Annotated in this window: 27 protein-coding genes and 1 tRNA gene; 17 read left to right on the top strand and 11 right to left on the bottom strand. The window is 58.9% G+C overall.

Going from position 1 to position 26196, the window contains the following annotated elements:
- Nucleotides 1-170 precede the first annotated feature (170 nt).
- Nucleotides 171-1190, top strand: coding sequence for a class I SAM-dependent methyltransferase (locus EKM04_RS19695; protein ID WP_183896769.1), 1020 nt, complete (start codon nt 171-173; stop codon nt 1188-1190).
- On the opposite strand, the gene EKM04_RS19690 is transcribed toward EKM04_RS19695, so the two are convergent.
- Complete coding sequence (locus tag EKM04_RS19690) at nt 1191-2135, bottom strand: AEC family transporter (RefSeq protein ID WP_183896768.1); 945 nt, start codon at nt 2133-2135, stop codon at nt 1191-1193.
- A 318-nt stretch (nt 2136-2453) separates the two neighbouring features.
- Here EKM04_RS19690 and EKM04_RS19685 point away from each other — a divergent pair, with 318 nt between their 5' ends.
- A complete protein-coding gene (locus tag EKM04_RS19685; RefSeq protein ID WP_183896767.1) occupies nt 2454-3446 on the top strand; it encodes an adenosine kinase in 993 nt (330 codons plus the stop codon).
- A 10-nt stretch (nt 3447-3456) separates the two neighbouring features.
- Here EKM04_RS19685 and EKM04_RS19680 read toward each other — a convergent pair whose 3' ends face one another.
- Nucleotides 3457-3993 (bottom strand): SH3 domain-containing protein, encoded by a 537-nt coding sequence (locus tag EKM04_RS19680; RefSeq protein ID WP_183896766.1) that lies wholly within the window; start codon nt 3991-3993, stop codon nt 3457-3459.
- A gap of 184 nt (nt 3994-4177) precedes the next feature.
- Here EKM04_RS19680 and EKM04_RS19675 point away from each other — a divergent pair, with 184 nt between their 5' ends.
- Nucleotides 4178-5182 (top strand): 2-hydroxyacid dehydrogenase, encoded by a 1005-nt coding sequence (locus EKM04_RS19675; protein WP_183896765.1) that lies wholly within the window; start codon nt 4178-4180, stop codon nt 5180-5182.
- 6 nt (nt 5183-5188) lie between these two features.
- Here the strand turns inward: EKM04_RS19675 and EKM04_RS19670 are convergent, their stop codons facing one another.
- The 7 genes from EKM04_RS19670 to EKM04_RS19640 form a co-directional block, all read right to left on the bottom strand.
- Nucleotides 5189-5662, bottom strand: coding sequence for a GNAT family N-acetyltransferase (locus tag EKM04_RS19670; protein WP_183896764.1), 474 nt, complete (start codon nt 5660-5662; stop codon nt 5189-5191).
- On the bottom strand, nt 5659-6420 hold the full coding sequence (locus EKM04_RS19665) for a molybdopterin-synthase adenylyltransferase MoeB (protein WP_183896763.1): 762 nt from the start codon (nt 6418-6420) through the stop codon (nt 5659-5661). Before EKM04_RS19665 ends, EKM04_RS19670 begins: the two co-directional genes overlap by 4 nt.
- 40 nt (nt 6421-6460) lie before the next feature.
- On the bottom strand, nt 6461-7585 hold the full coding sequence (gene recF, locus EKM04_RS19660) for a DNA replication/repair protein RecF (protein ID WP_183896762.1): 1125 nt from the start codon (nt 7583-7585) through the stop codon (nt 6461-6463).
- Between the two features lie 99 nt (nt 7586-7684).
- Complete coding sequence (locus tag EKM04_RS19655; protein WP_183896761.1) at nt 7685-8314, bottom strand: nucleoside triphosphate hydrolase; 630 nt, start codon at nt 8312-8314, stop codon at nt 7685-7687.
- On the bottom strand, nt 8311-9105 hold the full coding sequence (locus EKM04_RS19650; RefSeq protein ID WP_234900134.1) for an ATP-binding cassette domain-containing protein: 795 nt from the start codon (nt 9103-9105) through the stop codon (nt 8311-8313). The genes EKM04_RS19655 and EKM04_RS19650 overlap by 4 nt, the downstream gene beginning before the upstream one ends.
- Nucleotides 9105-10169 carry an ABC transporter permease gene (locus EKM04_RS19645; RefSeq protein WP_183896760.1) on the bottom strand — a complete coding sequence of 355 codons (1065 nt, stop codon included), beginning with the start codon at nt 10167-10169 and terminating at the stop codon, nt 9105-9107. Before EKM04_RS19645 ends, EKM04_RS19650 begins: the two co-directional genes overlap by 1 nt.
- Before the next feature lie 138 nt (nt 10170-10307).
- Complete coding sequence (locus tag EKM04_RS19640; protein WP_183896759.1) at nt 10308-11330, bottom strand: sugar ABC transporter substrate-binding protein; 1023 nt, start codon at nt 11328-11330, stop codon at nt 10308-10310.
- Between the two features lie 271 nt (nt 11331-11601).
- Here EKM04_RS19640 and EKM04_RS19635 point away from each other — a divergent pair, with 271 nt between their 5' ends.
- Nucleotides 11602-12834, top strand: coding sequence for an ROK family transcriptional regulator (locus EKM04_RS19635; RefSeq protein ID WP_183896758.1), 1233 nt, complete (start codon nt 11602-11604; stop codon nt 12832-12834).
- 36 nt (nt 12835-12870) lie between these two features.
- Here EKM04_RS19635 and EKM04_RS19630 read toward each other — a convergent pair.
- Nucleotides 12871-12960, bottom strand: a tRNA-Ser gene (locus EKM04_RS19630).
- A gap of 240 nt (nt 12961-13200) precedes the next feature.
- On the opposite strand from EKM04_RS19630, the gene EKM04_RS19625 reads away from it, so the two are divergent.
- From EKM04_RS19625 to EKM04_RS19565, 13 genes are all read left to right on the top strand, one after another.
- Entirely contained in the window at nt 13201-13518 is a 318-nt protein-coding gene (locus tag EKM04_RS19625) for a hypothetical protein (RefSeq protein ID WP_183896757.1), read from the top strand.
- Between the two features lie 69 nt (nt 13519-13587).
- The gene (msrA, locus tag EKM04_RS19620) at nt 13588-14238 is read left to right on the top strand and encodes a peptide-methionine (S)-S-oxide reductase MsrA (protein ID WP_183896756.1); all 651 of its coding nucleotides are present in this window, start codon (nt 13588-13590) and stop codon (nt 14236-14238) included.
- A 272-nt stretch (nt 14239-14510) separates the two neighbouring features.
- Nucleotides 14511-15503 (top strand): BMP family lipoprotein, encoded by a 993-nt coding sequence (locus EKM04_RS19615; protein ID WP_174151744.1) that lies wholly within the window; start codon nt 14511-14513, stop codon nt 15501-15503.
- A gap of 83 nt (nt 15504-15586) precedes the next feature.
- On the top strand, nt 15587-17092 hold the full coding sequence (locus EKM04_RS19610; protein WP_183896814.1) for an ABC transporter ATP-binding protein: 1506 nt from the start codon (nt 15587-15589) through the stop codon (nt 17090-17092).
- A gap of 19 nt (nt 17093-17111) precedes the next feature.
- Complete coding sequence (locus tag EKM04_RS19605; protein WP_183896755.1) at nt 17112-18215, top strand: ABC transporter permease; 1104 nt, start codon at nt 17112-17114, stop codon at nt 18213-18215.
- A gap of 5 nt (nt 18216-18220) precedes the next feature.
- On the top strand, nt 18221-19192 hold the full coding sequence (locus EKM04_RS19600) for an ABC transporter permease (RefSeq protein WP_183896754.1): 972 nt from the start codon (nt 18221-18223) through the stop codon (nt 19190-19192).
- A gap of 3 nt (nt 19193-19195) precedes the next feature.
- Nucleotides 19196-19585 carry a cytidine deaminase gene (locus EKM04_RS19595; protein ID WP_174151747.1) on the top strand — a complete coding sequence of 130 codons (390 nt, stop codon included), beginning with the start codon at nt 19196-19198 and terminating at the stop codon, nt 19583-19585.
- Nucleotides 19585-20385, top strand: coding sequence for a purine-nucleoside phosphorylase (locus EKM04_RS19590; protein WP_174151748.1), 801 nt, complete (start codon nt 19585-19587; stop codon nt 20383-20385). Before EKM04_RS19595 ends, EKM04_RS19590 begins: the two co-directional genes overlap by 1 nt.
- A 2-nt stretch (nt 20386-20387) precedes the next feature.
- A complete protein-coding gene (deoC, locus tag EKM04_RS19585) occupies nt 20388-21161 on the top strand; it encodes a deoxyribose-phosphate aldolase (RefSeq protein ID WP_174151749.1) in 774 nt (257 codons plus the stop codon).
- Nucleotides 21162-21167: 6 nt separating this feature from the next.
- Nucleotides 21168-22478, top strand: a complete 1311-nt coding sequence (gene deoA / locus EKM04_RS19580; protein WP_183896753.1) for a thymidine phosphorylase — start codon at nt 21168-21170, stop codon at nt 22476-22478.
- A 196-nt stretch (nt 22479-22674) separates the two neighbouring features.
- Nucleotides 22675-22986 (top strand): hypothetical protein, encoded by a 312-nt coding sequence (locus EKM04_RS19575; RefSeq protein WP_183896752.1) that lies wholly within the window; start codon nt 22675-22677, stop codon nt 22984-22986.
- A 47-nt stretch (nt 22987-23033) separates the two neighbouring features.
- Nucleotides 23034-24239, top strand: coding sequence for a bifunctional phosphopantothenoylcysteine decarboxylase/phosphopantothenate--cysteine ligase CoaBC (gene coaBC / locus EKM04_RS19570; RefSeq protein WP_183896751.1), 1206 nt, complete (start codon nt 23034-23036; stop codon nt 24237-24239).
- Nucleotides 24236-24595, top strand: coding sequence for an MmcQ/YjbR family DNA-binding protein (locus tag EKM04_RS19565; protein ID WP_183896750.1), 360 nt, complete (start codon nt 24236-24238; stop codon nt 24593-24595). The genes coaBC and EKM04_RS19565 overlap by 4 nt, the downstream gene beginning before the upstream one ends.
- 15 nt (nt 24596-24610) lie before the next feature.
- Here EKM04_RS19565 and ubiB read toward each other — a convergent pair whose 3' ends face one another.
- Nucleotides 24611-26185 carry a 2-polyprenylphenol 6-hydroxylase gene (ubiB, locus tag EKM04_RS19560; protein ID WP_174151754.1) on the bottom strand — a complete coding sequence of 525 codons (1575 nt, stop codon included), beginning with the start codon at nt 26183-26185 and terminating at the stop codon, nt 24611-24613.
- Nucleotides 26186-26196 lie beyond the last annotated feature (11 nt).

The raw sequence follows: 26196 nt of genomic DNA, 5'->3' as shown, positions 1-26196 counted from the left end.
CGCTGAGCAATATCGAGGCGCGGGATATGTCCCGCGCCTTTTTTCTAGAGCGTTTCCGGTGAACACATGTTCACCGGAAACGCTCTATCTGTTTGTTTTACGCAATTCCGGACGCAAAACCGGTTCCCACTTTTGCTGGAATTGCTCTATTTGAACTTAGGACCGACCCCATGAGCCGCGACGCCGTCAAAACCCTGTTCCACCCTTTTGCTGCGCAGATGCTGGATGTGCCCGGCCAGGGAGAGCGCGTGCTGTTTCTGGGCGCGGAAGCAGGCGCCCCGCGCCTGGAGGGCTTCGATGCCACCATCACCGCTGTTCAGAACCTTCGCCCACTCTACCGTGCACTGCATGCGCAGGGCGTCGAGGTAACGCCGGAGATTTCGGGCGAAGACTACGACGTGGCACTTCTGATCGGCGGCAAACACCGGGGCGAAAACGAAAACCGCCTTGCAGAGGCGCTCATCCGCGTCAAGGCGGGCGGTCTGATCGTCGCTGCCGGTTCCAAGGAAGACGGCATCGTCACGCTGCGCAAGACCCTGTCGAAGCTGGGCATAGAGGCGGAATCGACACCGAAATATCACGGCGTCGCCATCTGGTTCAGACGTCCCGACGATGTTTCGGCAGCTGTTTCGAAGCTCCAGCAGGGTGCTGCCACCATCGATGGCCGCTTTACCGCGATGCCCGGCATGTTCTCGCACGACCGCGTGGACGGCGGCTCCGAACTTCTGGCATCACGCCTGCCGACAGACTTCGATGGCAACGCTGCCGATTTTGGCGCTGGCTGGGGTTATCTCTCCGTCATGCTGGCTGAAAAGTCCGCGCGCACTGCCCGCATCGATCTGTTCGAAGCCGATTGGAACGCGCTGGAATTGGCAAAAACCAATATGCTGGAAAACTGCCCGCGTCTGACCGCCCGCTTCTTCTGGCAGGATCTGGTGGCAGAGCCGCCAAAGGAAAAATACGACCTCATCATCATGAACCCGCCCTTCCATGCCAATGGTCAGGCGTCAGAGCCGGCCCTCGGACAGGCCATGATCAAGACGGCGGCGACGGCACTGCGCAGCGGCGGAAAGCTGCTGATGGTCGCCAATCGCGGCATGCCCTATGAGACGATCCTGTCCACCGAATTCCGCTCCAGCCAGGAAGTCTGCCGCAATTCCCGCTTCAAGGTCTTGAGCGCGCAGAAGTAATCAGCTCAGGAGCCACGCCCAGAACGACACGGTCAGCACACCGAACAGGGTAGAAATGCTGATCGTGGAAGCTGCAATGCTGTGGCCGATGCCGAAGCGGTTGGCCAAAAGCCAGGAATTGATGCCGGTCGGCACACAGGATGTCAGAACCAGTGCGGCGGTCCATGCCGGGCTCAAGCCCAGAGCATGGGCGGTGACCCACACACACGCCGGTAGCAAAATCAGCTTCAATGCGGTCATCGTCACCGCAATACGCAAATTGCCGCGAATGGGATATTTGGTCAGTGCCATGCCCAGCGAAATCAGTGCCGCAGGTCCTGCCATGCTGGCGATTTGATCGATGACGGTCGTCATGACCTCAGGCATGGTGAAGCCCGTCATATTGAAGCCCAAGCCCAGCAAAAGCGCGATCACCAGGGGGTTTTGCGCCAGATTTCGTCCCACCTGCTTTAGAACGGCAAACGCATTGCGCTTTTCTCCGCCCAGAACCTTATGGGTGGCATTTTCCATGAGGATCGTTCCGGCAATCATCATGATCGGCAGGTGTATCACCAGCAGAATGGAAATCGCCACGATGCCGTCGCTCCCGATGGAGCGACCGACAAGCGGCAGGCCGATGAAGATGTTGTTGGCAAAGGCCGATGATATGCCGGCGACGACGCTGATACGCAAATCCTGCTTGAAGACGTGCCGCGTCACCAGCTGTCCCACGGTCCAGGTCACTGCGACACCGGCAAAATAAGTGACCCACAGCTTGAACGGCGAGGCGCCGTGAAAATCGGCAGACGCCAGCGTGCGAAAAATCAGTGTGGGAACGGCGATCTTGAACACGAAGTCGCTGAGAACATCGCTGGCGTCCACCTTGAAAAGCTTGACCTTGACCGTCATCCAGCCAATGAGAATCAGAAGGAAGATCGGCGCGACATTGATGGCGACAGCATACATTGCGGAGGTACTTTCGCAGGCCCTTGGCAGAAGGCTTCCGGTCTAGCGCATCTCTTGCGACCGAACAACGTCAACGGTCCGTACAAAAGAAAAAAGCGAGGTCGCCCCCGCTTTCATCCGCTTGCGTCACCAGTACATCCGTGATGACGCAATGGGCATTCTATAACAACGCTGCATGACAGACACATGACGCGTTTCTTTTTTCGTAGCAGCTGTTCTGGCAGGAGTCGCAACTGTTTTGGCTTTTCTTGTCGCCAAAATTCTTTAAGACCTGATGGCAGGTAACGCATCCACTGATGCATCTCGGATAAGAGGCTCATGACAAAATTCGACGTACTGACAGTTGGCAACGCCATCGTGGATATCATTTCCCGCTGCAATGATCAGTTTCTGGAAGAGACCAAGATCACCAAGGGCGCGATGAACCTCATCGATGCCGAGCGCGCCGAACTGCTCTATTCGTTGATGGGCCCGGCACTGGAGGCGTCTGGCGGCAGCGCTGGCAACACGGCGGCTGGCATCGCCAATTTCGGCGGACGTGCCGCCTATTTCGGCAAGGTGGCGGAAGATCAGCTCGGCGAAATCTTCCAGCACGATATTCGCGCCCAGGGCGTCCACTTCGAAACCAAGCCGCAAGGAACCTTTCCGCCAACGGCCCGCTCGATGATCTTCGTCACCGAAGACGGAGAGCGCTCCATGAACACCTATCTCGGCGCCTGTGTCGATCTCGGTCCTGAAGACGTCGAGCCATCGGTCGTTGCCGAATCGCAGGTCACTTATTTCGAAGGCTATCTCTGGGACCCGCCACGCGCCAAGGATGCGATCCGCGATTGCGCTCGCATTGCCCATGAAAATGGCCGCGAAGTGTCCATGACGCTGTCCGACAGTTTCTGCGTCGGTCGTTACCGCGATGAATTTCTCGATCTCATGCGCTCCGGCACGGTCGATATCGTGTTCGCCAACAAGCAGGAGGCGCTCTCGCTCTATGAGACCGATGACTTCGATCTGGCGCTGACAAAGATTGCCGCCGATTGCAAGATCGCGGCGGTGACCATGAGCGAGGAGGGGGCCACCATCGTTCGTGGCACAGAACGCATCAAGGTCGAGGCCTACCCGGTTTTCGACGTGGTCGATACGACGGGTGCAGGCGACCTTTTCGCCGCCGGTTTCTTGTATGGCTATACACAGGGGCGTTCGCTGGAAGATAGCGGCAAGCTCGGTTGCCTGGCGGCGGCTGCCGTCATCCAGCAGGTCGGCCCACGTCCCATGTCATCGCTGCAGGCGCTGGCGGAAAAGCATGGCCTCATCTGAAAGCCATCGCTTACTTGAAGGCTTCTCCGGGATAGGCACCCCAGATTTCGCCCTGAGACACCCAGCCGGTCACCTGACCGGCTTCGGCCTTGCACCAGTCGCCGTTGCATTCGCCGATCCTGATTTGTACACCGGGCTCCAGCTTGGCCATAATAGCCGCGCCGGATTGTGGTTCGCGGCGCAGGTTGACATAGACGTCTTTTCCCTTGCCGCGCATCCATGGCGCTGCGACAGCGGTTCGCTCGCCTGAGAGCAGCGCCTGATTGACCCAGCCCTCGGTGCCATCGGCGTCGCGTATTCGCCGCCAGTTTTCATATTCCTGAATGATTTCCACCGGCATGCCGGACTTCATGTACATCCACGATACGGCATAATCGGTGCTCGGGCCGATGCGCATGTTGACGCGTTTTGATTTCAGGCTGACGAAGCGTGGCAAGGGAAGACCACTTGCGCCCTTGGCAGCACCTTGTGCCATCACAGGCGCGCTTGCAGCGTCGAGAAAACCCAGCGACAATGCCATGCAGACAATAAGGACAATGCTACGCATGCCGGTTTCCGTTTCCTTGCGTTTCAGCAATCGAGATGACGATCGGGCCTACCATTTCAACAGTCGATGACGGCAACATGCGAGATTTGTTTGTCTTCGCCGATGGGTCTGGTAGAAACGCCCGTGGTGAAAGAAATTATCGCTCTTTTTGGTTAACGACCTCTGAACAAGGTGCCATCGGACAATGACGAATAAGAAGAGACCGACCGTCTATTTGACACGCAAATTGCCGGATCTGGTCGAAACCCGCATGCGAGAGCTGTTCGACGCGGAGCTGAACATCGAAGATGCCCCACGCACGAAGGCTGAGCTGATTGCCGCCATGCAGACCGTGGACGTTCTGGTGCCGACCGTCACTGACCGCATCACAGCCGATATGATCGAGCAGGCAGGCCCTCAACTGAAATTGATCGCCGGGTTTTCAAACGGCATCGATCATATCGATGTGGATGCCGCCGCCCGCAAGGGCATCACCGTCACCAATACACCGAATGTCTTGACCGAAGACAGCGCTGATATGACCATGGCCCTGGTCCTGGCCGTCCCGCGCCGTCTGGTGGAAGGAACCCGTGTTCTTGCCAATGGCTCGGATGAATGGCTGGGCTGGTCGCCCACATGGATGCTGGGACGCCGTCTGTCGGGCAAGCGCATCGGCATCGTCGGCATGGGGCGCATCGGCACGGCGGTTGCCCGTCGCGCCAAAGCCTTCGGCCTCTCGATCCATTATCATAACCGCAAGCGCGTCAATCCGGCCACCGAAGCCGAGCTCGAAGCGACCTATTGGGACAGCCTCGACCAGATGCTGGCTCGCGTGGACATCGTCTCGGTCAACTGCCCGTCGACGCCTGCCACCTATCACCTGATATCGGCCCGTCATCTGGCGCTGATGCAGCCTACGAGCTACATCGTCAATACCGCACGTGGCGATATCATCGACGAGGCGGCGCTGATCCGATGCCTGATGGACGGCAAGATCGCGGGCGCCGGCCTCGACGTTTTCGAAAATGAACCGGTTGTGAACCCCAAGCTCATCAAGCTTGCCAAAGAGGGCAAGGTCGTTCTGTTGCCGCATATGAGCTCGGCCACCATCGAAGGCCGAATCGACATGGGTGATAAGGTCATCATCAACATCCGCGCCTTTTACGATGGTCACCGTCCCCCAAACCGGGTTCTGCCGGGGCGGGCCTAGACGATATCAGGCAAGACGCTTCGTCATCTCAATAAAGGTCACCCGTGTGTAGCCGGGATGGGAATTTTCCGCCGTCCTCACAAAACCCCATGCCGCAAAGCGACGATGGTTGCCAGCAAGCTCGATGCGTGTTTCCAGCCGCAGCGCCGTAAGTCCCAAACCAACGGCTACCTCTTGCGCTTTACCCAGAAGAGCAAAGCCTACGCCTTTGCCCTGCGCCACCGGGGGAACCGCGAGTTTTCCGATATAAAGGCTGGTTGCTTCCGGCCTCAAGAATATGCACCCCAGCAGGGTCTCGTCCTGGAGCGCAACGAAAGCCATCTCGTCGCGTGCTTTCTGCGCCAGTGTCTCGGGCGTCAGTCGGTGCGCTGAGGACGGTGGATCGATGACGCCGTCCATATAGGCAAAGGACGAGAGGATCAGCGCCAGCAACTCGGAAAACCGTGAGAAGTCGCCGTCGATCTTGACGATATCGATCATGCTTTGGATGCGCGCCGCTTGTACCGCACGGTGTCGAAACGCGCGGCCAGCGCGTCGTAGAGGAGCAGCCGTCCGATCAACGGCTCTCCGGTCCGGGTTATCAGCTTGATGGCTTCCATCGCCATGATCGTGCCGATGACCCCGGTTAAGGCACCGACGATGCCGGTTTCCGCGCAGGATGGCACCACGCCCTCCGGTGGGGGGGCAGGGAAGAGATCGCGGTAACCGGGCCATAACATGCCGTTGGGTCCGGTCTCATAGGGTTTCAGGACGGTCACGGACCCATCGAAGCGACCGACGGCGCCAGTCACCAGCGGCACGCGAGCGGTCTCTGCTGCGTCGGCTGCGGCGTAGCGCGTGTCGAAATTGTCGGAACCATCGATCACCAGATCGAAGGATTTCAGATGGTCATGCGCCCAGACAAGCGAGAATCGTTCTTCGAAATTCTGCGTCCGCACATGCGGGTTTAACTGCGCGATGGCGCGGCGGGCGCTCTGCGTCTTCCGCTCGCCGATGGTGCCCGTATCGTGGATGATCTGGCGCTGAAGATTGGACAGGGATACCACGTCGTCATCGATAAGACCGAGCGTACCCACGCCGGCCGCTGCCAGATAATACAGCACCGGCGCGCCGAGGCCCCCGGCGCCGATCACCAGCACTTTGGCAGCCTTCAGACGCTGCTGGCCCGTACCGCCGATCTCCGGCAGCAGGATATGACGCTTGTAGCGTTCGATTTCCTCGGGCGTCAGCGGATCCAAGGTCTACTCTCCAGACAATATGAAGCGGATTTAAGAACTATCACCCGATGCTTCCATGGGAAACATCGAAAAACTGGGCGCGCTCACCGAGCCCCGCAAACATCGACACGTCCGTGCCGGTCATGAAGCTCTGCCCACCCAGCGCATGGATGAGATCGAACAGTGCAGCCCGTCGCCCTTCATCCAGATGAGCGGCAATCTCATCCAGAAGCAGCACCGGCGCGTGGCCGGTCATGTTGGCCGTGAGTTGCGCATGCGCCAGAACCAGCCCGACGAGGAGTGCCTTCTGCTCGCCTGTCGAACAGCGGCCCGCATCCATGTCCTTCTCTGCGTGGCGCACGAAGAGGTCAGCCCGGTGCGGACCTTCCAGCGTTCGCCCGGCGCTAGCATCGCGGTAGCGGTTGTCCTTGAGCGTCGCCAGATAGGCGTCTTCCAGATCGACCGCAGGACGATGAAACTCGCCGTCCATGAAGCCAGACAGCGTCAGCGATGCGGTCGGAAAATTTGCGTCGTTGCTGCGACTGTCGATCAGCGCTTTCAGCAGGCCCAGCATTTCGTGGCGTGCGACCGCCATGGAAATCCCAAGCTCCGCCATCTGCTTCTCGATGCCTTCGAGCCAGACCGGATCGAAACGACCGTCCGACAAAAGACGGTTGCGGCCGCGCATGGCTTTTTCGAAATCGCTCGCCCTGCGTCCATGGCTTGGGTCGAGCGACAAAACCAATCGGTCGAGAAAGCGGCGGCGGTCGGAAGACGAGCCTGTAAACAGGCCGTCCATCGCAGGCGTGAGCCACAAGACGCGAAGATGATCGGTCAACTCATCGACGGATTTAACCGGCGTGCCGTTCAACCGCAGCCGGCGCGACAGGGTCTCGCCTTCTCCCTCGACCCCTGTGCCGATGGCAACCTCGCCATCCATGCCATCAACCTCGGCAAAGATGGAAAAGCCCGCATGTTCGGCCCCCACCCGCGTGACGTCGGAAAGGATGGCACGTCGCAATCCGCGCCCGGGCGATAGAAAGGAGACGGCCTCCAGCAGATTTGTCTTGCCCGATCCATTGTCGCCCGTCAGCACCACATGGCGCGCGTCGAGGCGCAGCGACACCTCCGCATAATTGCGAAACTCGCTCAGTTTCAGTCGTGAGAGAAAAACCTTGGCAGTCATGCCGCATCCAGAATCGTCATGGGATCATGACCTACAACATGCGCTCGAAAATCGGAATGGATTTTCAGACAAAGCGCATATTGATTGCTGGTCTGGGCGCTACTCCCAGATATCGATGCTGATATCGGCGCCCACAGAGTTCTCGACCACGCGTTTGCCGTTGGGCAGGTCGTTTTCATAAAGCTTGGCGATAATGCCCGCTTCGTCCAGCCCATAGCCGATCCAGCGATCGCGCAGTCGCTGTTCCAGAACCTTAACGGACGGACCCACGAAAATCGAAAAATCGTAGCTGCTTTTCAGATGCACCCAGGGCTCTTCGTTGAGAAGAAGATAATTGCCCTCGGCCACAATGAACCGTGTATCCGGCGCAATGGCCCGGGCGGAGGCGATGGCGATTTCTCTGGAACGGTCGAACACCGGCACGAGCACCTCCTGATCCGCCTTGCGTACGGCGGCGACGATATCGGCAAAGCCCCTGACATCGAAGGTTTCGGGTGCACCCTTGCGCGCAAACAGTCCGCACGCTTGCAAAATGCCATTGTCCAAATGAAAGCCGTCCATGGGCAGGACTTCGGCTTTTTCTCCGCGTCTGGTCAGCTCGCCGTGAAGCGCGTCCGCCAACGTGGACTTGCCGGCCCCGGGGGGGCCGGCAATGGCGACGATGAAGCGGGTATGGTCTGACGCGCGTTTGACGATGTCGTCAGCCATCGCATCCAGTGTCATCGTCATGCCGCGAGCGTCTCTTTCGGAGGTTCCTTGGCACCCGTCATGAAGGCCACGGCGTCAGACATGGTGTATTCCTTCGGGTTGATGACGCAAAGGCGCTTGCCCAGCCGGTGAATGTGAATGCGGTCTGCGACCTCAAACACATGCGGCATGTTGTGGGAGATGAGCACGATCGGCATGCCACGGGCGCGCACATCGAGGATGAGTTCCAGCACGCGACGGCTTTCCTTCACACCCAGCGCAGCCGTCGGTTCGTCCAGAATGACGACCTTGGAACCGAAGGCGGCTGCTCTGGCCACGGCCACGCCCTGACGCTGACCACCCGACAGGGTTTCCACCGACTGGTTGATGTTCTGAATGGTCATCAGGCCCAGCTCGGAGAGCTTGTTGCGGGCAAACTTGTCCATGGCGGAATGATCGAGCTTGCGCAGGACTGTGCCCATGAACCCAGGCTTTCTCAGTTCTCGCCCGAGGAACATATTGTCGGTGATCGACAGGGCAGGCGAGAGCGCAAGGTTCTGATAGACGGTCTCGATCCCGGCATCGCGGGCTTCGAGCGGCGTTTTGAACTGCACGGCCTTGCCATCCAGCCTGATCTCGCCTTCGTCGGGACGGACGGCCCCTGACAGAGCTTTGATCAGAGAGGACTTGCCCGCGCCGTTGTCACCGATGACAGCCAGGATTTCACCTGGATAGAGATCGAAGTCTGCATTGTCGAGAGCGGTCACGCGCCCGTAACGCTTGACCAGACCATGGGCGGAAAGAATGGGTTGCTTTGTGGTGTCTGTGGTCATCACGCGCCTGCCTTTCGGATCCATTGGTCAATTGCGACGGCGGCGATGATGAGCCAGCCGGTCAACATGACTTTCCATTGCGGGTCTGCACCGAGCATGTTGAGGCCCATCGACACCACACCCACCAGCATCGCACCAAACAGAGTGCCGAGAATGGAGCCGCGTCCGCCAAACAGCGAAATGCCGCCAATCACGGTCGCCGTAATGGCTTGCAGGTTATAGTCTGTCACTGCAGCAGAGGGTGAAATCGAGCCGTTACGGCCAATCGCCACCCAGGCTGCAAAGGCTGCGATGATGCCGGCAACAGTGTAGACGCTGAGAAGGACTTTGCGCGTCTGGATACCGGAGAGCTTTGCGGCTTCTGGATCGTCCCCCACGGCATAGACGTGACGGCCCCAGGCCGTGTGGTTGAGAATGTACCAGAGAAGGCCAACCAGAAGCACCATGGCGATGACGCCAAGTGTGAAAATGGCGCTGCCAATGCGGAAATTGGTGGCAAAGACCTGAAGAAGGGGTGCGTTCTGGGACACATCCGTATCGCGAATCGTCTGGTTGGCGGAATAGATGAAATTTGTCGCCATGACGATATTCCATGAGCCGAGAGTCACGATGAACGGCGGTAGTTTGACCACGGCGACCAGAAAGCCGTTGAAGAGCCCACACAATCCGCCGACCACGAAACCGGCCAGAACGGCAACACCGCTTGGCAATCCATAGGTCACAGCCACGTTGCCCATCACGACGGATGAGATCACCATGACGACACCGATCGACAGATCGATACCGGCCGTCAGGATGATGAGCGTCTGCGCCGAGCCAAGAATGCCGACGACGGCAATCTGCTGAAGGATCAGGGTCAATGTATAGGATGAAAAGAAACGACCGCCGATGGTCAGACCGAAAATCGCGATCGACATCACCAGAACGATCAGCGGCACGGCCGCCGGTGTCGAGTGCAGAAAATTCTGCGCACGTTTCAAAAGTGAGATATTTTGCTGTTCGAACGAGGCGACATTCTTGTCGCTGCCATCGAGCACCTGCTCGAATTCCTGAATTCCGCTCATGTTTCCTCCTCCCGCTCGCCAGCGTAAGCCCGCTGCGGGGCTTGATCCTTAGCCGGATAATCTGACTGCGAAAACTTCCGGGCAATGCCAGCCGGAACGGGGGTTCCGGCTGGCCTGATGCTTGTCATAAGCTGGAGATCAGCCCCAGCACTTGGCAAGACCTTCCTTGACGCTGATCGAAGGTACGCCTTCAACCGGCTTGTCAGTTACCAGCGAAACGCCTGTGTCGAAGAAGGATTTTCCTTCGGTTGGCTTTGGCTTTTCGCCTGTGTCCGCGAACTTCTTGATCGCTTCCACGCCAAGAGCTGCCATCATCAGCGGGTACTGCTGCGATGTTGCGCCGATGACGCCATCCTGAACAGACTTCACGCCCGGGCAACCGCCATCAACCGATACGATCAGCACGTTCTGTTCCATGCCGACAGCCTTGAGTGCCTGGTAGGCACCAACAGCGGCAGGTTCGTTGATCGTGTGGATGACGTTGATGTCGGGGTCCTTCTGAAGAAGGTTTTCCATGGCCTTGCGGCCACCTTCTTCGTTGCCGTTCGTCACGTCGTGGCCAACGATGCGCGGATCGACTTCATCGCCGATCTTGTTCGGGTCTTTCGGGTCGATGCCGAAGCCGATCATGAAGCCCTGGTCGCGCAGAACGTCGACGCTTGGCTGGTCAGGCGTGAGGTCGAGAAAGCCGACCTTGGCATCCTTGGCCTTTTCGCCCATCGTGCCCTTGGCCCATTCGCCGATCAGCTTGCCAGCAAGCAGGTTGTCGGTGGCGAAGGTCGCATCAGCCGAATCAACAGGATCGAGAGGCGTGTCAAGCGCGATGACCAGAACGCCAGCGTCGCGTGCCTTCTTGACAGAGGGAACGATGCCCTTTGTGTCGGAAGCGGTGATGAGAATGCCCTTGGCACCGTCGGCGATGCAGGATTCGATGGCGGCAACCTGGCTTTCGGAATCGCCATCGATCTTACCGGCATAGGACTTCAGCGTCACGCCGACTTCCTTGGCCTTGGCGGTCGCGCCTTCCTTCATCTTGACGAAGAAGGGGTTGGTGTCGGTCTTGGTGATGAGGCAAACCGACGTGTCGGCAGCCGATGCGACGGATGCAAAAGAAACGCCAAGCGCAAGCGCGCCGAGAATGGCGGAAACAGTGCTTTTCATGTAGTCCTCCCTGATGAGACAAGTGCTTCTGTTGAAGCGACTGTTGCGGCCCTTCTCCTCCAAGAGCGGAGCCACTGCGACAGATGGAAGCACCAAAACAGACGGCTGTCAATAAATAAATCCAATTGAATTATTAATTCCATATGGCATGTTAAGCCTTCCTCAGCTGAGGGAAACGGGGTGAGAGGACGCCACTTTTTCCAAGCAAATCAAGGCTGGGGAGAGCATATGCAGGCGGCTGAAAACGCCGCTGGCAGGGAGGAAATGCCATATGAGACGCTCAAGCGAGCTTCAACAGCACGCGCCAGCAACCGCACCGGATGTGAGCGGGGGCGCCAATCAGGTGCGCGTTCGCGCCTATAATGAACGTCTCGTCCTGTCGCTGGTGAGACGGCACAGCGGCCTGTCGAAAGCCGAGATTGCCCGCCGAAGCGGCCTGTCGGCCCAGACCGTGTCCGTCATCATGCGCTCGCTTGAAAGCGACGGACTGCTGATCCGTGGAGAACCTCTGCGCGGCAAGGTTGGGCAGCCCTCCACGCCCATGCGACTGAACCCGGACGCCGTGTTCTCCTTCGGTGTGAAAATCGGTCGTCGAAGCGTGGATCTGGTGCTGATGGATTTCGTCGGGCACATCCGCTTGAAGCTGCGCAACACCTACCCCTATCCCATGCCGGAATGGATCATTCCTTTCGTGGTCGATGGCATTGCCGAACTGGAAGCGCAACTCACAGCCACCCAGCGCCAGCGTATTGCGGGCATCGGCATCGCAGCCCCGTTCGAATTGTGGAGCTGGGCGCAGGAAGTGGGTGCTCCGCAGGTGGAAATGGACCGCTGGCGCAGTGTCGATCTGCGGGCGGGAGTAGCCGAAAAGGTTGATTATCCGGTATTCCTCCAGAACGATGCGACAAGCGCCTGTGGCGCAGAACTTGTTTTCGGTGCCGGTCAGAATTACCCGGATTTTCTCTATGTCTTCATCGGCTCCTTCATCGGCGGCGGTGTCGTGCTGAATTCCGCCCTGTTTTCCGGACGTACGGGCGCTGCGGGCGCCATCGGTCCGCTTCCGGTGCAGGGACGAGATGGCTCCACCGTACCGCTTCTCAAGATCGCTTCGATCTTTGTGCTGGAAGACATGCTGCGCGAAAACGACATAGACCCGAAACCGCTCTGGTTCTCGCCGGATGAATGGGTCGATTTCGGCGAACCTCTGGAACGCTGGATCCAGAACACCGCTGCAGCACTTGCCCAGGCTGTTCTCGCCGCAGCCTCGATCATCGATTTCGCCTCCGTCATCATCGACGGCGGTTTTCCAGAATGGGTCCGCGCGCGCATCACCGCCGCCACCCGCAAGGCGCTCGATCTCCACGACCTCCAGGGCGTCGTCGTCCCCGAAATCCGAGAAGGGGCTGTCGGCAGCCAGGCCCGCGCCATCGGCGGCGCAAGCCTGCCGCTGTTCTCGCGTTATTTGCTCGACCAGAACGTGCTGTTCAAGGAAACGACAGGTTGATCGTGCTGACGTGTCTGAAGGTTTTGATGAAGAGGATGGCGGACAGGGTGGGATTCGAACCCACGGTACGCTTTCACGCACACACGCGTTCCAGGCGTGCGCCTTAAACCACTCGGCCACCTGTCCGTCTAAACGTCTGCATGTTTGGAAAACTGCAAATCACTGGAACGGCGCGATATATACCGATGAATTCGCTGGGATCAACCTGAATCTGACAGTTTTTTCATTTGCCGGCCAATTCCTTTCCGTCGCCGCGATTGCAAAGGGGTGTTGGCACCTTTATCCAGTGGGGAAACAGGCCCATAAAAATGCGCCGGTCCATCAAGGGCGGCGCGGTCCTGAACAGCCATCGGCAGAGGTTTTTTCGTGAAAGCGATTTTCCGGTTCATTAGTTTTGTGTGTCTGGCAGCGGCCGTGGGCGTTGGCGTGTTTGATTCGATCCGCTCCGTTTCCACCTCATCGGTAGACCTGATGAGTGCGCGGGATGTCTGGTTTGAGTTTTTTCCCGCCTCGCTCGCCATGGCACAAACGGGTGTCGCGCACTATATTCATCCTGAAGCGTGGCGATGGTTCGAAAATGGCCTTTCGATGGTCCCTGCCTTTGCGGTTCTTCTTGCCCTGTCCCTCCTGTTCTGGATGGCGGGATACAGGAAGCGCAGGGCACTGGGCCGCTTTTCCGCCTAGAGGCGGGTTCGCCACGACCATGACTGCACAAACCAAATGGCGGCATGTGTGCGCGCTAAGGAGAATGCAATGTTCGGGTTTGATACCAAGTCCAAGAAAACCACGATGCCGACGCCAGAGACGGCCTATCCCGGTCGCGATGAAGAAGTCACCGTGCCGGAGCACCACTTCGTCAACGGAAACCCCCTCAAAGGTCCCTATCCCGATCACCTCGAAACGGTCTACCTCGGCATGGGGTGTTTCTGGGGTGCAGAACGTCTGTTCTGGAAAACGCCGGGCGTTTGGGTCACCGCGGTCGGCTATTCCGGCGGCTTGACCCGCAATCCGCATTATCAGGAAACCACAACCGGGCTGACCGGTCATGCCGAAGTCGTCAAGGTGGTCTATGATCCGGCAAAAGTCTCGCTCGGTGCCCTGCTGAAGATTTTCTTCGAGGAACACGACCCGACGCAGGGCATGCGTCAGGGCAACGACATCGGCACGACCTATCGCTCCGTCATTTACACGACGAGCGACGAGCAGCTGACGCAGGCCAAGGCTGCGCGCGATACGTTCCAGCAGGCGTTGAAGGCCGCCGGGCACGATCAGTCGATCACGACGGAAATCGAGCCGCTGGATATCTTCTATTACGCCGAGGATTATCATCAGCAATATCTCGCCAAGAACCCCGGCGGATATTGTGGCCTGCGCGGAACCGGTGTGAGCTGCAACATCGGTTGATCCGAAATTGAGTTGATCGAGAGCGCCTTCTGACGTCATCAAACGTCGAGAGGCGCTTTTCTTTTTGGCAAATGCCTGTTGTAAGGGATGAAAATATCGGCAGTTAACGGTTTTTCCATCGGGTCAAAAAAAGCGGATGAATTTTTCTTGAAGGCGTGCAAGTATCGCCGCGCACAGTCTAGAAAAGGCTGGCGGTTCCGCAGACATGCCCGCTTCAACGGGTTTGCGGGAGGACCCTTTAAAAAACCAAACTGTAACAACAGGGCTGCACAATGAAAAAATCCCTTCTGACGCTTTTCGCGCTGGCCGCGATGTCGGCTTCCGCTTTGGCTGCGGACATCAAGCCTGCGCTGGTCTATGGCACGGGCGGCAAATTCGACAAGTCGTTCAACGAAGCCGCTGCCGCAGGCGCTGAAAAGTTCAAGGCCGAAACCGGTACCGAATACCGCGATTTCGAGCCGACCAGCGACACGCAGGGCGAGCAGGCCATTCGCAACTTCGCCAGCCGCGGGTTCAACCCCGTTGTTGCGGTGTCGTTTGCATGGACATCAGCCATGGAAAAGGTTGCAGCCGAGTTCCCGGACACGAAATTCGCCATCATCGACTCCGTCGTTGAGCTGCCGAATGTGCGCTCTGTCGTCTACAAGGAAGAGGAAGGGTCCTACCTCGTCGGTCTCCTGGCTGGCATGGCTTCCAAGAGCGGCAAGGTCGGCTTTATCGGCGGCATGGACATTCCATTGATCCGCAAATTCGCCTGCGGCTACGCCCAGGGCGCAAAGGCCGCCAACGACAAGATCGAAGTCTTCCAGAACATGACCGGAACCACCGGTGCCGCCTGGAACGATCCGGTTCGTGGTGGCGAGCTGACCAAGAACCAGCTCGATCAGGGCGCGGACGTGATTTACGCGGCAGCTGGCGCAACAGGTCTCGGCGTTCTCCAGACCGCAGCCGATAACAAGAAATACTCCATCGGCGTGGATTCAAACCAGAACCACCTGCATCCCGGTTCCGTTTTGACCTCCATGGTCAAGCGCGTCGATCTGGCCGTCTATAACGCCTTCAAAGACACCAAGGACGACAAGTTCACCGCTGGTGTAACGTCGCTTGGCGTCAAGGAAGATGGCGTGGCCTACGCTCTGGACGACAACAACAAGGCTCTGATCACGCCGGAAATGACGGCAGCTGTGGACAAGGCGAAGGCCGACATCATTGCTGGCACCGTCAAGGTTCACGACTATATGTCTGACAATTCCTGCCCGAAGTGATGTGATCATTTTAACAGGGGCGCATCGCGGCATTCGCGTTGCGCCCTTTTCATATCCAGCCTCCGGAGACATTTGGGTTGACGATGGAACCTGCGATCGAGCTTGTCGGTATCGATAAAAAATTCGGCACCGTGCACGCCAACAAGAATATCAATCTTACCGTTGCCAAGGGCACCATCCACGGCATCATCGGGGAAAACGGCGCGGGAAAATCGACATTGATGTCGATCCTTTACGGCTTCTATTCCGCAGATTCCGGGGAAATCCGTATCGATGGCAAGCCCGTCAACATTCGGGATAGCCAGGCGGCCATCGATGTCGGTATCGGCATGGTGCATCAGCACTTCATGCTGGTCGAGAATTTCTCGGTGCTGGAAAACATCATGCTGGGCGCTGAAGGCGGCATGCTCTTGGCCCAGGGCACGGCGGCAACCCGCAAGGAGTTGAAGCGGCTGGAAAGCGAATACGGTCTCGAGGTCAATCCCGATGCGATCATCGAGGACTTGCCGGTGGGCCTGCAACAGCGCGTCGAAATCTTGAAGGCCATGTATCGCGGCGCCGAAATCCTCATCCTCGATGAGCCGACCGGCGTGCTGACACCGGCAGAAGCCGATCACCTGTTCAAAATCCTCGGCGTTCTCAGGGATCAGGGCAAGACCGTTATCCTCATCACCCACAAGCTGCGCGAAATCATGGCGATCACCGATGAGGTCTCGGTCATGCGCCGTGGCGAGATGGTGGCGACACGCAAGACCTCGGAAACCACGGTCGAGGAACTGGCCGAACTCATGGTTGGCCGTCGCGTGCTTCTGCGGGTTGAGAAGGGCGAAGCCAATCCGGGCGAGGTCCTGTTTTCGGTTCGCAATCTCACCGTCAAGGACAGCCGTGGCGTGACCATGGTGGACGATGTCTCGTTTGATGTGCGCGCGGGGGAAATCGTCGGCATTGCCGGTGTGGCCGGCAACGGCCAGTCGGAATTGCTGGAAGCCATCGCCGGCATTCGCAAGCCCCATTCCGGTGAAATCCTGATGGGCGGCAAGACCGTGGATAGGGTCGACCCGGCTGTCTTGCGCAAGCTGGGTCTGGCGCACATTCCAGAAGACCGCCACCATATGGGGCTCGTCCTGAAGTTCGAGGAGTATGAGAACTCCATTCTCGGCTATCACCGCGATGAGAAATACGGCAAGGGCATGTTCCTGAACCCGGAAGCCATCCGTAAGGATGCCATCGAAAAGATCGAGAAATACGACATCCGCCCACCGAACGCGAATTTGAAGACCGCCAATTTCTCGGGCGGCAATCAGCAGAAGATCGTCGTTGCGCGCGAGATCGAGCGCGATCCGAAAATGCTGATCATCGGCCAGCCGACGCGAGGCGTGGATATCGGCGCCATCGAATTCATCCACCGGCGCATTATCGAAATGCGCGATGCAGGCAAGGCTATTCTTCTGGTGTCGGTGGAGCTGGATGAAATCCGCTCTCTGTCGGACCGCATTCTGGTGATGTTTGCGGGCCGGGTTGTCGGAGAAAAAACGGCGCAAGCTGAAGAACAGACACTGGGCCTGATGATGGCCGGCATCGCCGCATAAGGCAAAGGCTTTAAAGCTCATGAGTACAGCTTCCGTTCCCCTTCCCAGCTGGATGTCCTACGGCCTCCTGCCGTTCCTCAACCTCGCCACCGCCTTTTTCATCTCCGGGCTCGTCGTCTGGGGCATTGGCGAAGACCCGTTCGCGGCGCTGCGGCTTTTGATCGAAGGCGCGCTGGGTCGTGGTGACGCCATTGGTTTCACCCTGTTTTACACCACCAGCTTCATCTTCACCGGCCTGTCCGTTGCCGTCGCCTTCCATGCGGGTCTCTTCAACATCGGTTCGGAAGGACAGGCTTATATTGGTGGGCTGGGTGCTGCCTTGGTCGCGCTCGCGCTGGATCGCTACGTGCCCTGGTATGTCACCATGCCGTTTGCCATCATCGGTGCCGCCGTGTTCGGTGCTGCCTGGGCCTTCATTCCCGGCTGGCTTCAGGCAAAGCGTGGCAGCCACGTCGTCATCACCACCATCATGTTCAACTTCATCGCCGCCGCGCTGATGGTCTACCTGCTGGTCAACGTTTTCATCGTGCCGGGCAAGATGGCGCCGGAAACCCGCACGTTCCTGCCAGGTGGCCAATTGCCGAAGCTGGACTGGCTGATGGCGATGTTCGGCCTGAAACTTGGGCCTGCGCCCTTCAACGTGTCCTTTCTCATCGCGCTGGTTGCCGCTTTCCTGGTCTGGGTGCTGATCTGGCGTACCAAGCTGGGCTATGAAATGCGCACGCTTGGCATCAGCCCCTCGGCGGCCGTTTATGCAGGCATTCCCTATTCGCGCACCGTCATTATCGCCATGCTGATTTCGGGCGGTCTGGCGGGAATGATGGCGCTCAACCCTGTCATGGGCGCATCCGCCCGGTTGCAGGTTGAGTTTGTTGGCGGCGCCGGTTTCGTCGGCATCGCCGTATCGTTGATGGGGCGAAGTCATCCACTCGGCATCGTCTTCGCCGCGCTGTTGTTTGGCATCCTCTACCAGGGCGGGGCTGATCTGTCGTTTGAAATGCCCAATATCACCCGAGAGATGATCATCGTCATTCAGGGTCTCGTCATCCTGTTTGCAGGCGCGCTAGAATATATGTATCGCCCCGCGCTTGTGCGCATCTACCAACAATTCGTGAAGAGGTAAGGCCCATGGAAACCTTCGATATGCTGGTCAGCATTCTCGGTTCGACCGTTCGCCTGACCATTCCGCTGTTGTTTACGGCGCTGGCAGGCCTGTTTTCAGAGCGCGCCGGTGTTTTCGATATCGGGCTTGAGGGCAAGATGCTGGCCGCTGCCTTCGCATCCGCCTGCGTCGCCTATATCACGTCCGACCCCTGGGCGGGTCTCGCCGCCGGTATCGGCGTCTCGATCTTCTTTTCGCTGGTGCACGGCTTTGCGGTCATCACCAACCGCGGAAACCAGATCGTGTCGGGCGTCGCGCTCAACTTTGTGGCTGCCGGTCTGACGGTGGTCTTGGGGCAGGCCTGGTTCGGGCAGGGGGGGCGCACGCCGCAAATTCCCGGTGAAGGTCGTTTCACCCCCATCATCCTGCCAGGCGTGGATATGGTGCGCGACATACCCTTCATCGGCCCGCTCTATGCCAATGTCATCTCCGGCAACAATATTCTCACCTATCTCGCCTTCATCGCCGTGCCGATTTCCTGGTGGGTTCTTTACCGCACCCGCTTCGGTTTGCGCCTGCGTGCGGTCGGTGAAAACCCCGGTGCTGTCGATACGGCTGGCATCTCCGTGACATGGATGCGTTTCCGCGCCGTCATCGTCGCCGGTTTCCTCTGCGGCTTTGCCGGCACCTATCTCGCCGTCGCGCAGTCGGCAGCCTTCATCGCCAACATGTCGGCGGGCAAGGGTTATATCGCACTGGCAGCCCTGATTTTCGCCAAATGGAAGCCGGTACCGGTCATGTTCGCCTGCCTGCTGTTCGGCTTCCTGGATGCGGTCGCAAACTTCATGCAGGGCAAGGCCATTCCGGGCATTGGCGAAGTGCCGGTCCAGATTTTCCAGGCGCTGCCCTATATTCTCACCTGCATTCTGCTAGCCGGTTTCATCGGCATCGCCAAGCCGCCGAAGGCCGGTGGCGTGGCCTATTCCAAGGAGCGTTAAACCATGTCGCACGCATTGTTCGAGGCAGCCCGCGAGGCCATGGCCTTCGCCCACGCTCCCTATTCGAAGTTTCCCGTCGGTGCCGCCATCCGCGCGGAAGATGGCAAGATCTACAAGGGCGCCAATATCGAGAACCTGTCCTTTCCACAGGGCTGGTGCGCGGAGCCTTCCGCCATCAGTGCCATGATCATGGGTGGGGCAAAGAAGATCACCGAAATCGCCGTCATCGCTGAAAAGCTGGCGCTCTGCCCGCCCTGCGGCGGTTGTCGCCAGAAGATCGCAGAATTCGCCTCTGCCGATACGAAGATTTATCTCTGCGATGAGGCCGGTGTTCAAAAGGTCATGACCATGGAAGAGCTTTTGCCCTTCAGCTTCAAGACAGAGTTGGATTGATGGATCACGCGATCATCGACGTCCTCGTGGACAGGCTGAGTGGGCTGATGCCACGCACCGCCGTGGTTCTCGGCTCGGGCCTGGGCTCTCTGGTGGACGAGGTGACCGACGCTGTTCGCATTCCTTACGCCGACATCCCCGGCTTTCCTGAAAGTGCCGTTTCGGGCCATGCAGGTGAACTGGTGGCCGGCTATCTTGGCGGGCAACCCATCATCATGCTGGCGGGCCGTGTGCATTATTACGAGCGGGGTAATGCGAGCGCCATGCGTCCGGCCATCGAGGCTCTCTCAGGCATCGGCGTGCAAGCGCTCATCCTCACCAATGCGGCAGGCTCCGTGCGTCAGGACATGCCACCCGGATCGGTCATGCAGATCACCGATCACATCAATTATTCCGGCATGAACCCGTTGATTGGTGAAGACAGTGATGGCCGCTTCGTTGGCATGACCAGCGCCTATGACGCCGATCTGTCGATTGCCATGCGCAATGCCGCCATTCGCGCCACCGTGCCCTTGTTTTCGGGGGTCTATATGTGGTTTTCAGGCCCGAGTTTCGAAACGCCAGCGGAAATTCGCATGGCGCGCACGCTCGGGGCCGATGCCGTTGGCATGTCCACGGTGCCGGAAGTCATCCTTGCGCGCTTTTTCGGGATGCGCGTTGCCGCCGCTTCCGTTATTACAAATTACGGTGCCGGAATGACCGGCGCGGAATTGAGCCATGAAGAGACCAAAGACATGGCACCCATAGGCGGCGCACGACTGGCCGCGATTTTAACGGAAATGATTTCAGGAGGAAATTGAGCATGGAACTTCAGCGCCCGCGCGAAGCCGCCGCTCTCGCCCTGTCCTTGCTGGACCTCACCAATCTCAAGGAAGACTGCACGCCGGAGCAGATCGCTGCGCTGTGCCAGAAGGCCCGTACGCCATATGGCACGACGGCCGCCATCTGCATCTGGCCACGTTTCGTCGCACAGGCCCGCGCCGCCTTCGGCAAGGATACGTCTATCCGTATCGCAACCGTCGTCAACTTTCCCTCCGGCGATCTGGATGTCGCAACGGTCGTGAGCGAAACAGACCGCGCCATTCGCGATGGTGCCGATGAAATCGATCTGGTCATTCCCTACAAAAAATTCATTGCAGGCGATGAACATGCCGTAACCGAGATGGTCGCCGCTGTGCGCGCGGCATGCGTTTCGCCGGTTCTGCTCAAGGTTATCATCGAGACCGGTGAATTGAAGGACAAGACGTTGATCCGCCGCGCCTCCGAAATCGCCATTGCCGAGGGTGCGGACTTCATCAAGACCTCTACAGGCAAGGTCACCGTCAACGCCACGCTGGAAGCCGCCGACATCATGTTGCAGTCGATCAGAGACAGCAAGAAGAAGGTCGGCTTCAAGCCCGCCGGTGGCATCGGCACGGTGGAAGATGCAACGCTTTATCTGCGTCTGGCAGAAACGATCATGCAGCCCAACTGGGCCATGCCCTCCACCTTCCGCTTCGGCGCATCCGGCATTCTGGACGATATCCTGAATGTTCTGGGTGGTGGCGAACCGGCGAAATCTGCCAGCGGATACTGATATCAGATGATCCCGCAGGAAATCATCCGCCGCAAACGCGATGGTCAGGTGCTGACGGCGGATGATATCTCCGCCTTCATCTCCGGCCTGTCCACGGGCAAGATTTCCGAAGGCCAAGCGGCAGCCTTCGCCATGGCCGTGTTCTTTCGCGGCATGAGCCGGGATGAAACCGTGGCGCTGACGCTGGCGATGCGCGACAGCGGCGATGTCCTCTCCTGGGCCGATATCGGCAAGCCGATCGCCGACAAGCACTCCACCGGCGGCGTGGGCGATAACGTATCGCTGATGCTCGCCCCCATCGTTGCGGCCTGCGGTCTCGCCGTGCCGATGATTTCGGGAAGGGGTCTTGGCCACACCGGTGGCACGCTGGACAAGCTCGAATCGATTCCCGGCTACGATGTCATGCCGGACGAGGCCCAGTTTCGCCGCACGGTCAGCAGTGTCGGCTGCGCCATCATCGGCCAGACCGGCGATCTCGCCCCTGCCGACAAACGGCTCTATGCCATCAGAGACGTGACGGCGACGGTGGATTCCGTACCGTTGATCACCGCTTCCATCCTGTCGAAGAAACTCGCCGCCGGGCTTGAAACGCTGGTACTCGACGTGAAATTCGGCAGTGGCGCCTTCATGCAAAGCTCTGATGAAGCCGAGCAATTGGCGCGCTCCCTGGTAGACGTTGCCAATGGCGCAGGCGTCAAAACCTCAGCCCATATCACGGATATGAACGAGCCTCTGGCCGACACCGCAGGCAACGCGCTGGAAATTATTCACTGTCTGGATTTTCTCGCTGGCAAGAAAGCCGGGACCCGCATCGACACACTGGTTTTTGCCTTTGCCGCTGAAATGCTGGTGCAGTCAGCTGTCGTTTCCAGCCTCGCCGAAGGCGAACAGCAGGCGCGTCAGGCATTGAACTCCGGTCAGGCCCTGGAGCGTTTCGGGCAGATGATTTTCGCACTGGGTGGCCCCGCTGATTTCGTGGAGAGACCGAACACCTATCTCATTCAGGCACCCTATATTGTGCCGGTGCTGGCCAATGAGGCGGGCTGGCTATCGTCCTGCCAGACGCGCGATCTTGGCATGGTCGTCGTCGAACTGGGTGGCGGTCGTCGCCATCCCGGCGATGCGATCGATCATCGTGTCGGCGTATCGGCGATCCTTCCTTTGGGAACACGCGTGGAAAAAGACCAGCCGATTGCCATGGTGCATGCCTCAACGCAAGAGGATGCGCGACGTGCCGGAGCAACTGTGCTCGGGGCTTATGCGATCTCGCAAGAACCGGTATCGGCCATGCCAATCATTTCGGGGCGTGTTGGCTGATCGCACTGCAAAAACGCAGATATCAGCGTTTAAAAAAACTCTCCGAAAACCAAAAAAAGTCAAAAAACTTTTCTCCACGGCTTCCGAACCCATGCCTACAATCCTCCCACTTTCGCCGCGGAGATGTTTCGCGAGCCATCAAGGCGGTGAGGGCTGGTGGGTGAACGCAGACGTGCGGCCAGGCATCAGGAATACCATGTCAGGGCAAGCCCGGTGGACCCGATTTCCGCGACGCGAAAGACCATTCACGGCTTTCGGACAGGGCGAGGCGAAACGGTCTGTCGGACACTGCCTGTCACGCTCAGGCCGGTATCTTTCCGGCCCGGTCTGGGCAAGACATGGCTGCAAGAACGAAAAGACCGATGGCCACGCACATGCGCACGCCAACGACGACACCATACCAGAGACATCCGCGCATGTGCGTGGGCTCTCCGGGTTGAAACGAAACAGAGCACGGGCGCTTGCGCCGCGTGAACGCATCACTTTGTCCGGCGCGATTGCACTTTGAAAGCCAAGGGCTTAGTTTCCCACCCAAACGGGAATTCGGTCGGCATCATGGCACTTTCAGGCAAGCATATTCTTCTCATCATCTCCGGCGGCATCGCGGCCTATAAAAGCCTCGATCTCATTCGTCGATTGAAGGAACGCGGCGCCAGGGTGACACCTGTCATGACCAGGGGCGCTCAGGAATTCATCACCCCGCTCGTCGTCGGAGCGTTGTCGGCCACCCATGTCTTTACGGACCTGTTTTCGCGCAAGGACGAGCAGGATGTCGGCCACATCCGGCTGGCGCGCGATTGCGATCTCGTTCTGGTCGCACCCGCCACGGCCGATCTCATGGCAAAGATGGCAAACGGTCTGGCCGATGATCTGGCATCCACGGTGCTGCTGGCAACCGACCGCAGGGTGCTCATCGCACCCGCCATGAACCCCAAAATGTGGATGGCCAAAGCCACGCAACGCAACATTGAAACGCTGAAAGGCGATGGCATCGGCTTCATCGGGCCGATGGCAGGCGAAATGGCCGAGAAAGGCGAGGTGGGTCTAGGCCGAATGGCTGAGCCCCTGCAGATTGTCGAGGCCGTCGAAGCGCTATTGGAGCATGGACCAAAACCACTGGCGGGAAAAAAAGCCATCGTCACCTCAGGCCCGACCCATGAGCCGATCGATCCGGTGCGCTATATTGCCAACCGCTCCTCCGGCAAGCAAGGCCATGCCATTGCAAAGGCCTTGGCCGCGCTGGGTGCGGAGGTTACGCTGGTCTCCGGTCCGGTCACGATTGCAGATCCCGCTGGTGTCACCACGGTGCATGTCGAGCGCGCCGAGCAGATGCTGGCTGCGGTCGTCTCCCACCTTCCGACCGATATCGCCGTGATGGTTGCGGCAGTGGCCGACTGGCGTGTGGCGACATCGCTCGATCAGAAGATCAAGAAACAACAGGGAGACCAGCCCCCGGCACTGCAACTGGTGGAAAATCCCGATATTCTCAAGACCATCGGCCATCACGCGAGCAGGCCGAAAATCGTCGTCGGTTTTGCAGCCGAAACCGAGAACGTCGAAGCCAATGGACGCGCCAAGCTCACGCGCAAGGGTGCCGATCTCATCGTTGCCAACGATGTTTCTGCCGAAACCGGCATCATGGGCGGAGATCGCAACAGCGTGAAGATCATCTCGGCAGATGGCATCGACGCATGGCCCGATCTCGACAAGGCCGAAGTGGCAAGACGTCTGGCGGCGCTGATTGCGGACAGGCTCGCATGAGCTTTTTCGAACGCCACTCTTTCGATACGACCCTTGAAGCATGGCCGGGCGTCAGCTTCGTTGACCAGTGGGAATCGCATGTCGCCAAGGTCGGCCCCAAGGTTTTTGCCGTTCTGGGCCAACGCGAGGACTGGCGCTTGGTCATCAAATGTGCGGAAGAAAGCTTTGAAATCCTCACCGCGCTGGATGGCATTTCGCAGGCACCCTATTTCGCCAGGCGAAAATGGATTTCCATTTCAGACGATTCGCCCCTGGATGCACAGGACCTAGAGCACTATGTGCGCCGGTCCTACGAACTGGTGGCAAAGGGACTGACGCGCAAGCTGCGGGCCGAGCTGGGCATCGCGCTAGGGTGAGGTCGGTATGCCGCCTTACCCTAGCCTTACCGCAATATAGACCATCACCAGCGCAATCACCCAAAGCGCAATCCTGCCCCAGCGCGTGTGTTTCGCTTCCGCCTTGCCGATGGCTTCGGCCGTGCTGGCATCGAAGCGCAGGCCGTGTTCGCTCATATAGACCAGATCAGCATGAAGCTTTTCGGTCTTGGCCGCGATTTCCGGTGCCGCTTCGGCAAGCTTGATGGCGGCTTTCAGGCCATCCTTCATGTCGGTCACAATGCGTTTGGGACCAAGATTGTCCCGGATCCAGCCGCTGACGACGGGGTCTGCCGCCTTCCACATATTGAAGCGCGGATTGAGAATGCGCGAGACGCCTTCCACCACCACCATGGTCTTTTGCAGCATCACCAGTTCGGGCCGCGTTTCCATGTCGAACAGTTCCGTCACTTCAAACAGAAGCGTCAGCAGCTTGCCCATGGAGATGGTTTCGGCTGGCTGACCATGGATCGGCTCGCCTATGGCGCGGATCGCCTGGGCGAAGCTTGCAATGTCATGGTGGCCGGGAACGTAACCCGCTTCGAAATGCACCTCCGCCACGCGCATGTAGTCGCGGGTGATGAAGCCGTAGAGAATTTCGGCCAGGAAACGGCGTTCCTTCTTGCCCAGCCGACCGGCAATGCCCATGTCCACGGCAACGATCATGCCCTGTGGATCGACGAAGAGGTTACCCGGATGCATGTCGGCGTGGAAGAAGCCGTCCCGCAATGTGTGGCGCAGGAAGGACTGGATGAGCGTATCGGCCAGCGCATCGAGATCGTGCCCGGCAGCCCGCAGGCCCGCCACATCCGACATCTTGACGCCGTCGATCCATTCCATGGTGACGACATCGCGGCCCGTGCGCTCCCAGTCCACCTCCGGCACGCGAAAGCCGGGATCGCCCTTGGTGTTTTCAGCGATTTCAGAGAGCGCCGCCGCTTCCAGCCGCAAATCCATCTCGATCTTGGTCGTCTGTTCCAGCGCGCGCGTCACCTCCACCGGGCGAAGGCGCCGGGCGGAACGGACGAAACGCTGCTGAAGATCGGCAATCAGATACATCGCCTCCAGATCGTTCTGGAAGCGCTGACGCACGCCGGGGCGGATGACCTTCACGGCCACCCTCTTCTGCCCCGTGGAGGTGCGCACGATGGCCGGGTGCACTTGAGCAATCGAGGCGGCGGCAATCGGGTCACGGAACTCCAGATAAAGATCGGACACCGGACGTCCGAGCGATCCCTCGATATTGGCCTTCGCCGCAGCGTTGGGGAAAAAGGCCATCCTGTCCTGCAAGCGTGACAGGTCTTCGGCAAAATCGGCACCGACCACATCCGGGCGTGTCGCCAGAAACTGGCCCATCTTCACATAGGAAGGACCGAGCCTTTCCACGGCGGTCGCCAGCCGGTCGCGGCGGTCGGCATGTTTTGCACGGTTGCGGGCAAAGGGCTTGAGCAGCGCCTTGGCGAGTTTGGCGGATGCGGGAAGATCCTCTGATGGCAGGGCCAGCACCACGCCTTCGCGCACCAGAACCCAGCCGACCTTTGCAAGGCGAAAATATGCGCCGGGAGTGCTCATGCGAATGCCTT

Origin of the sequence: Rhizobium skierniewicense Ch11 (assembly GCF_023757665.1) — a bacterium.
In the GTDB taxonomy this organism is placed as follows: domain Bacteria; phylum Pseudomonadota; class Alphaproteobacteria; order Rhizobiales; family Rhizobiaceae; genus Agrobacterium; species Agrobacterium skierniewicense.
The sequence above is the reverse complement of the archived record's forward strand: the minus strand, read 5'-3'. Positions and strand labels throughout refer to the sequence as shown.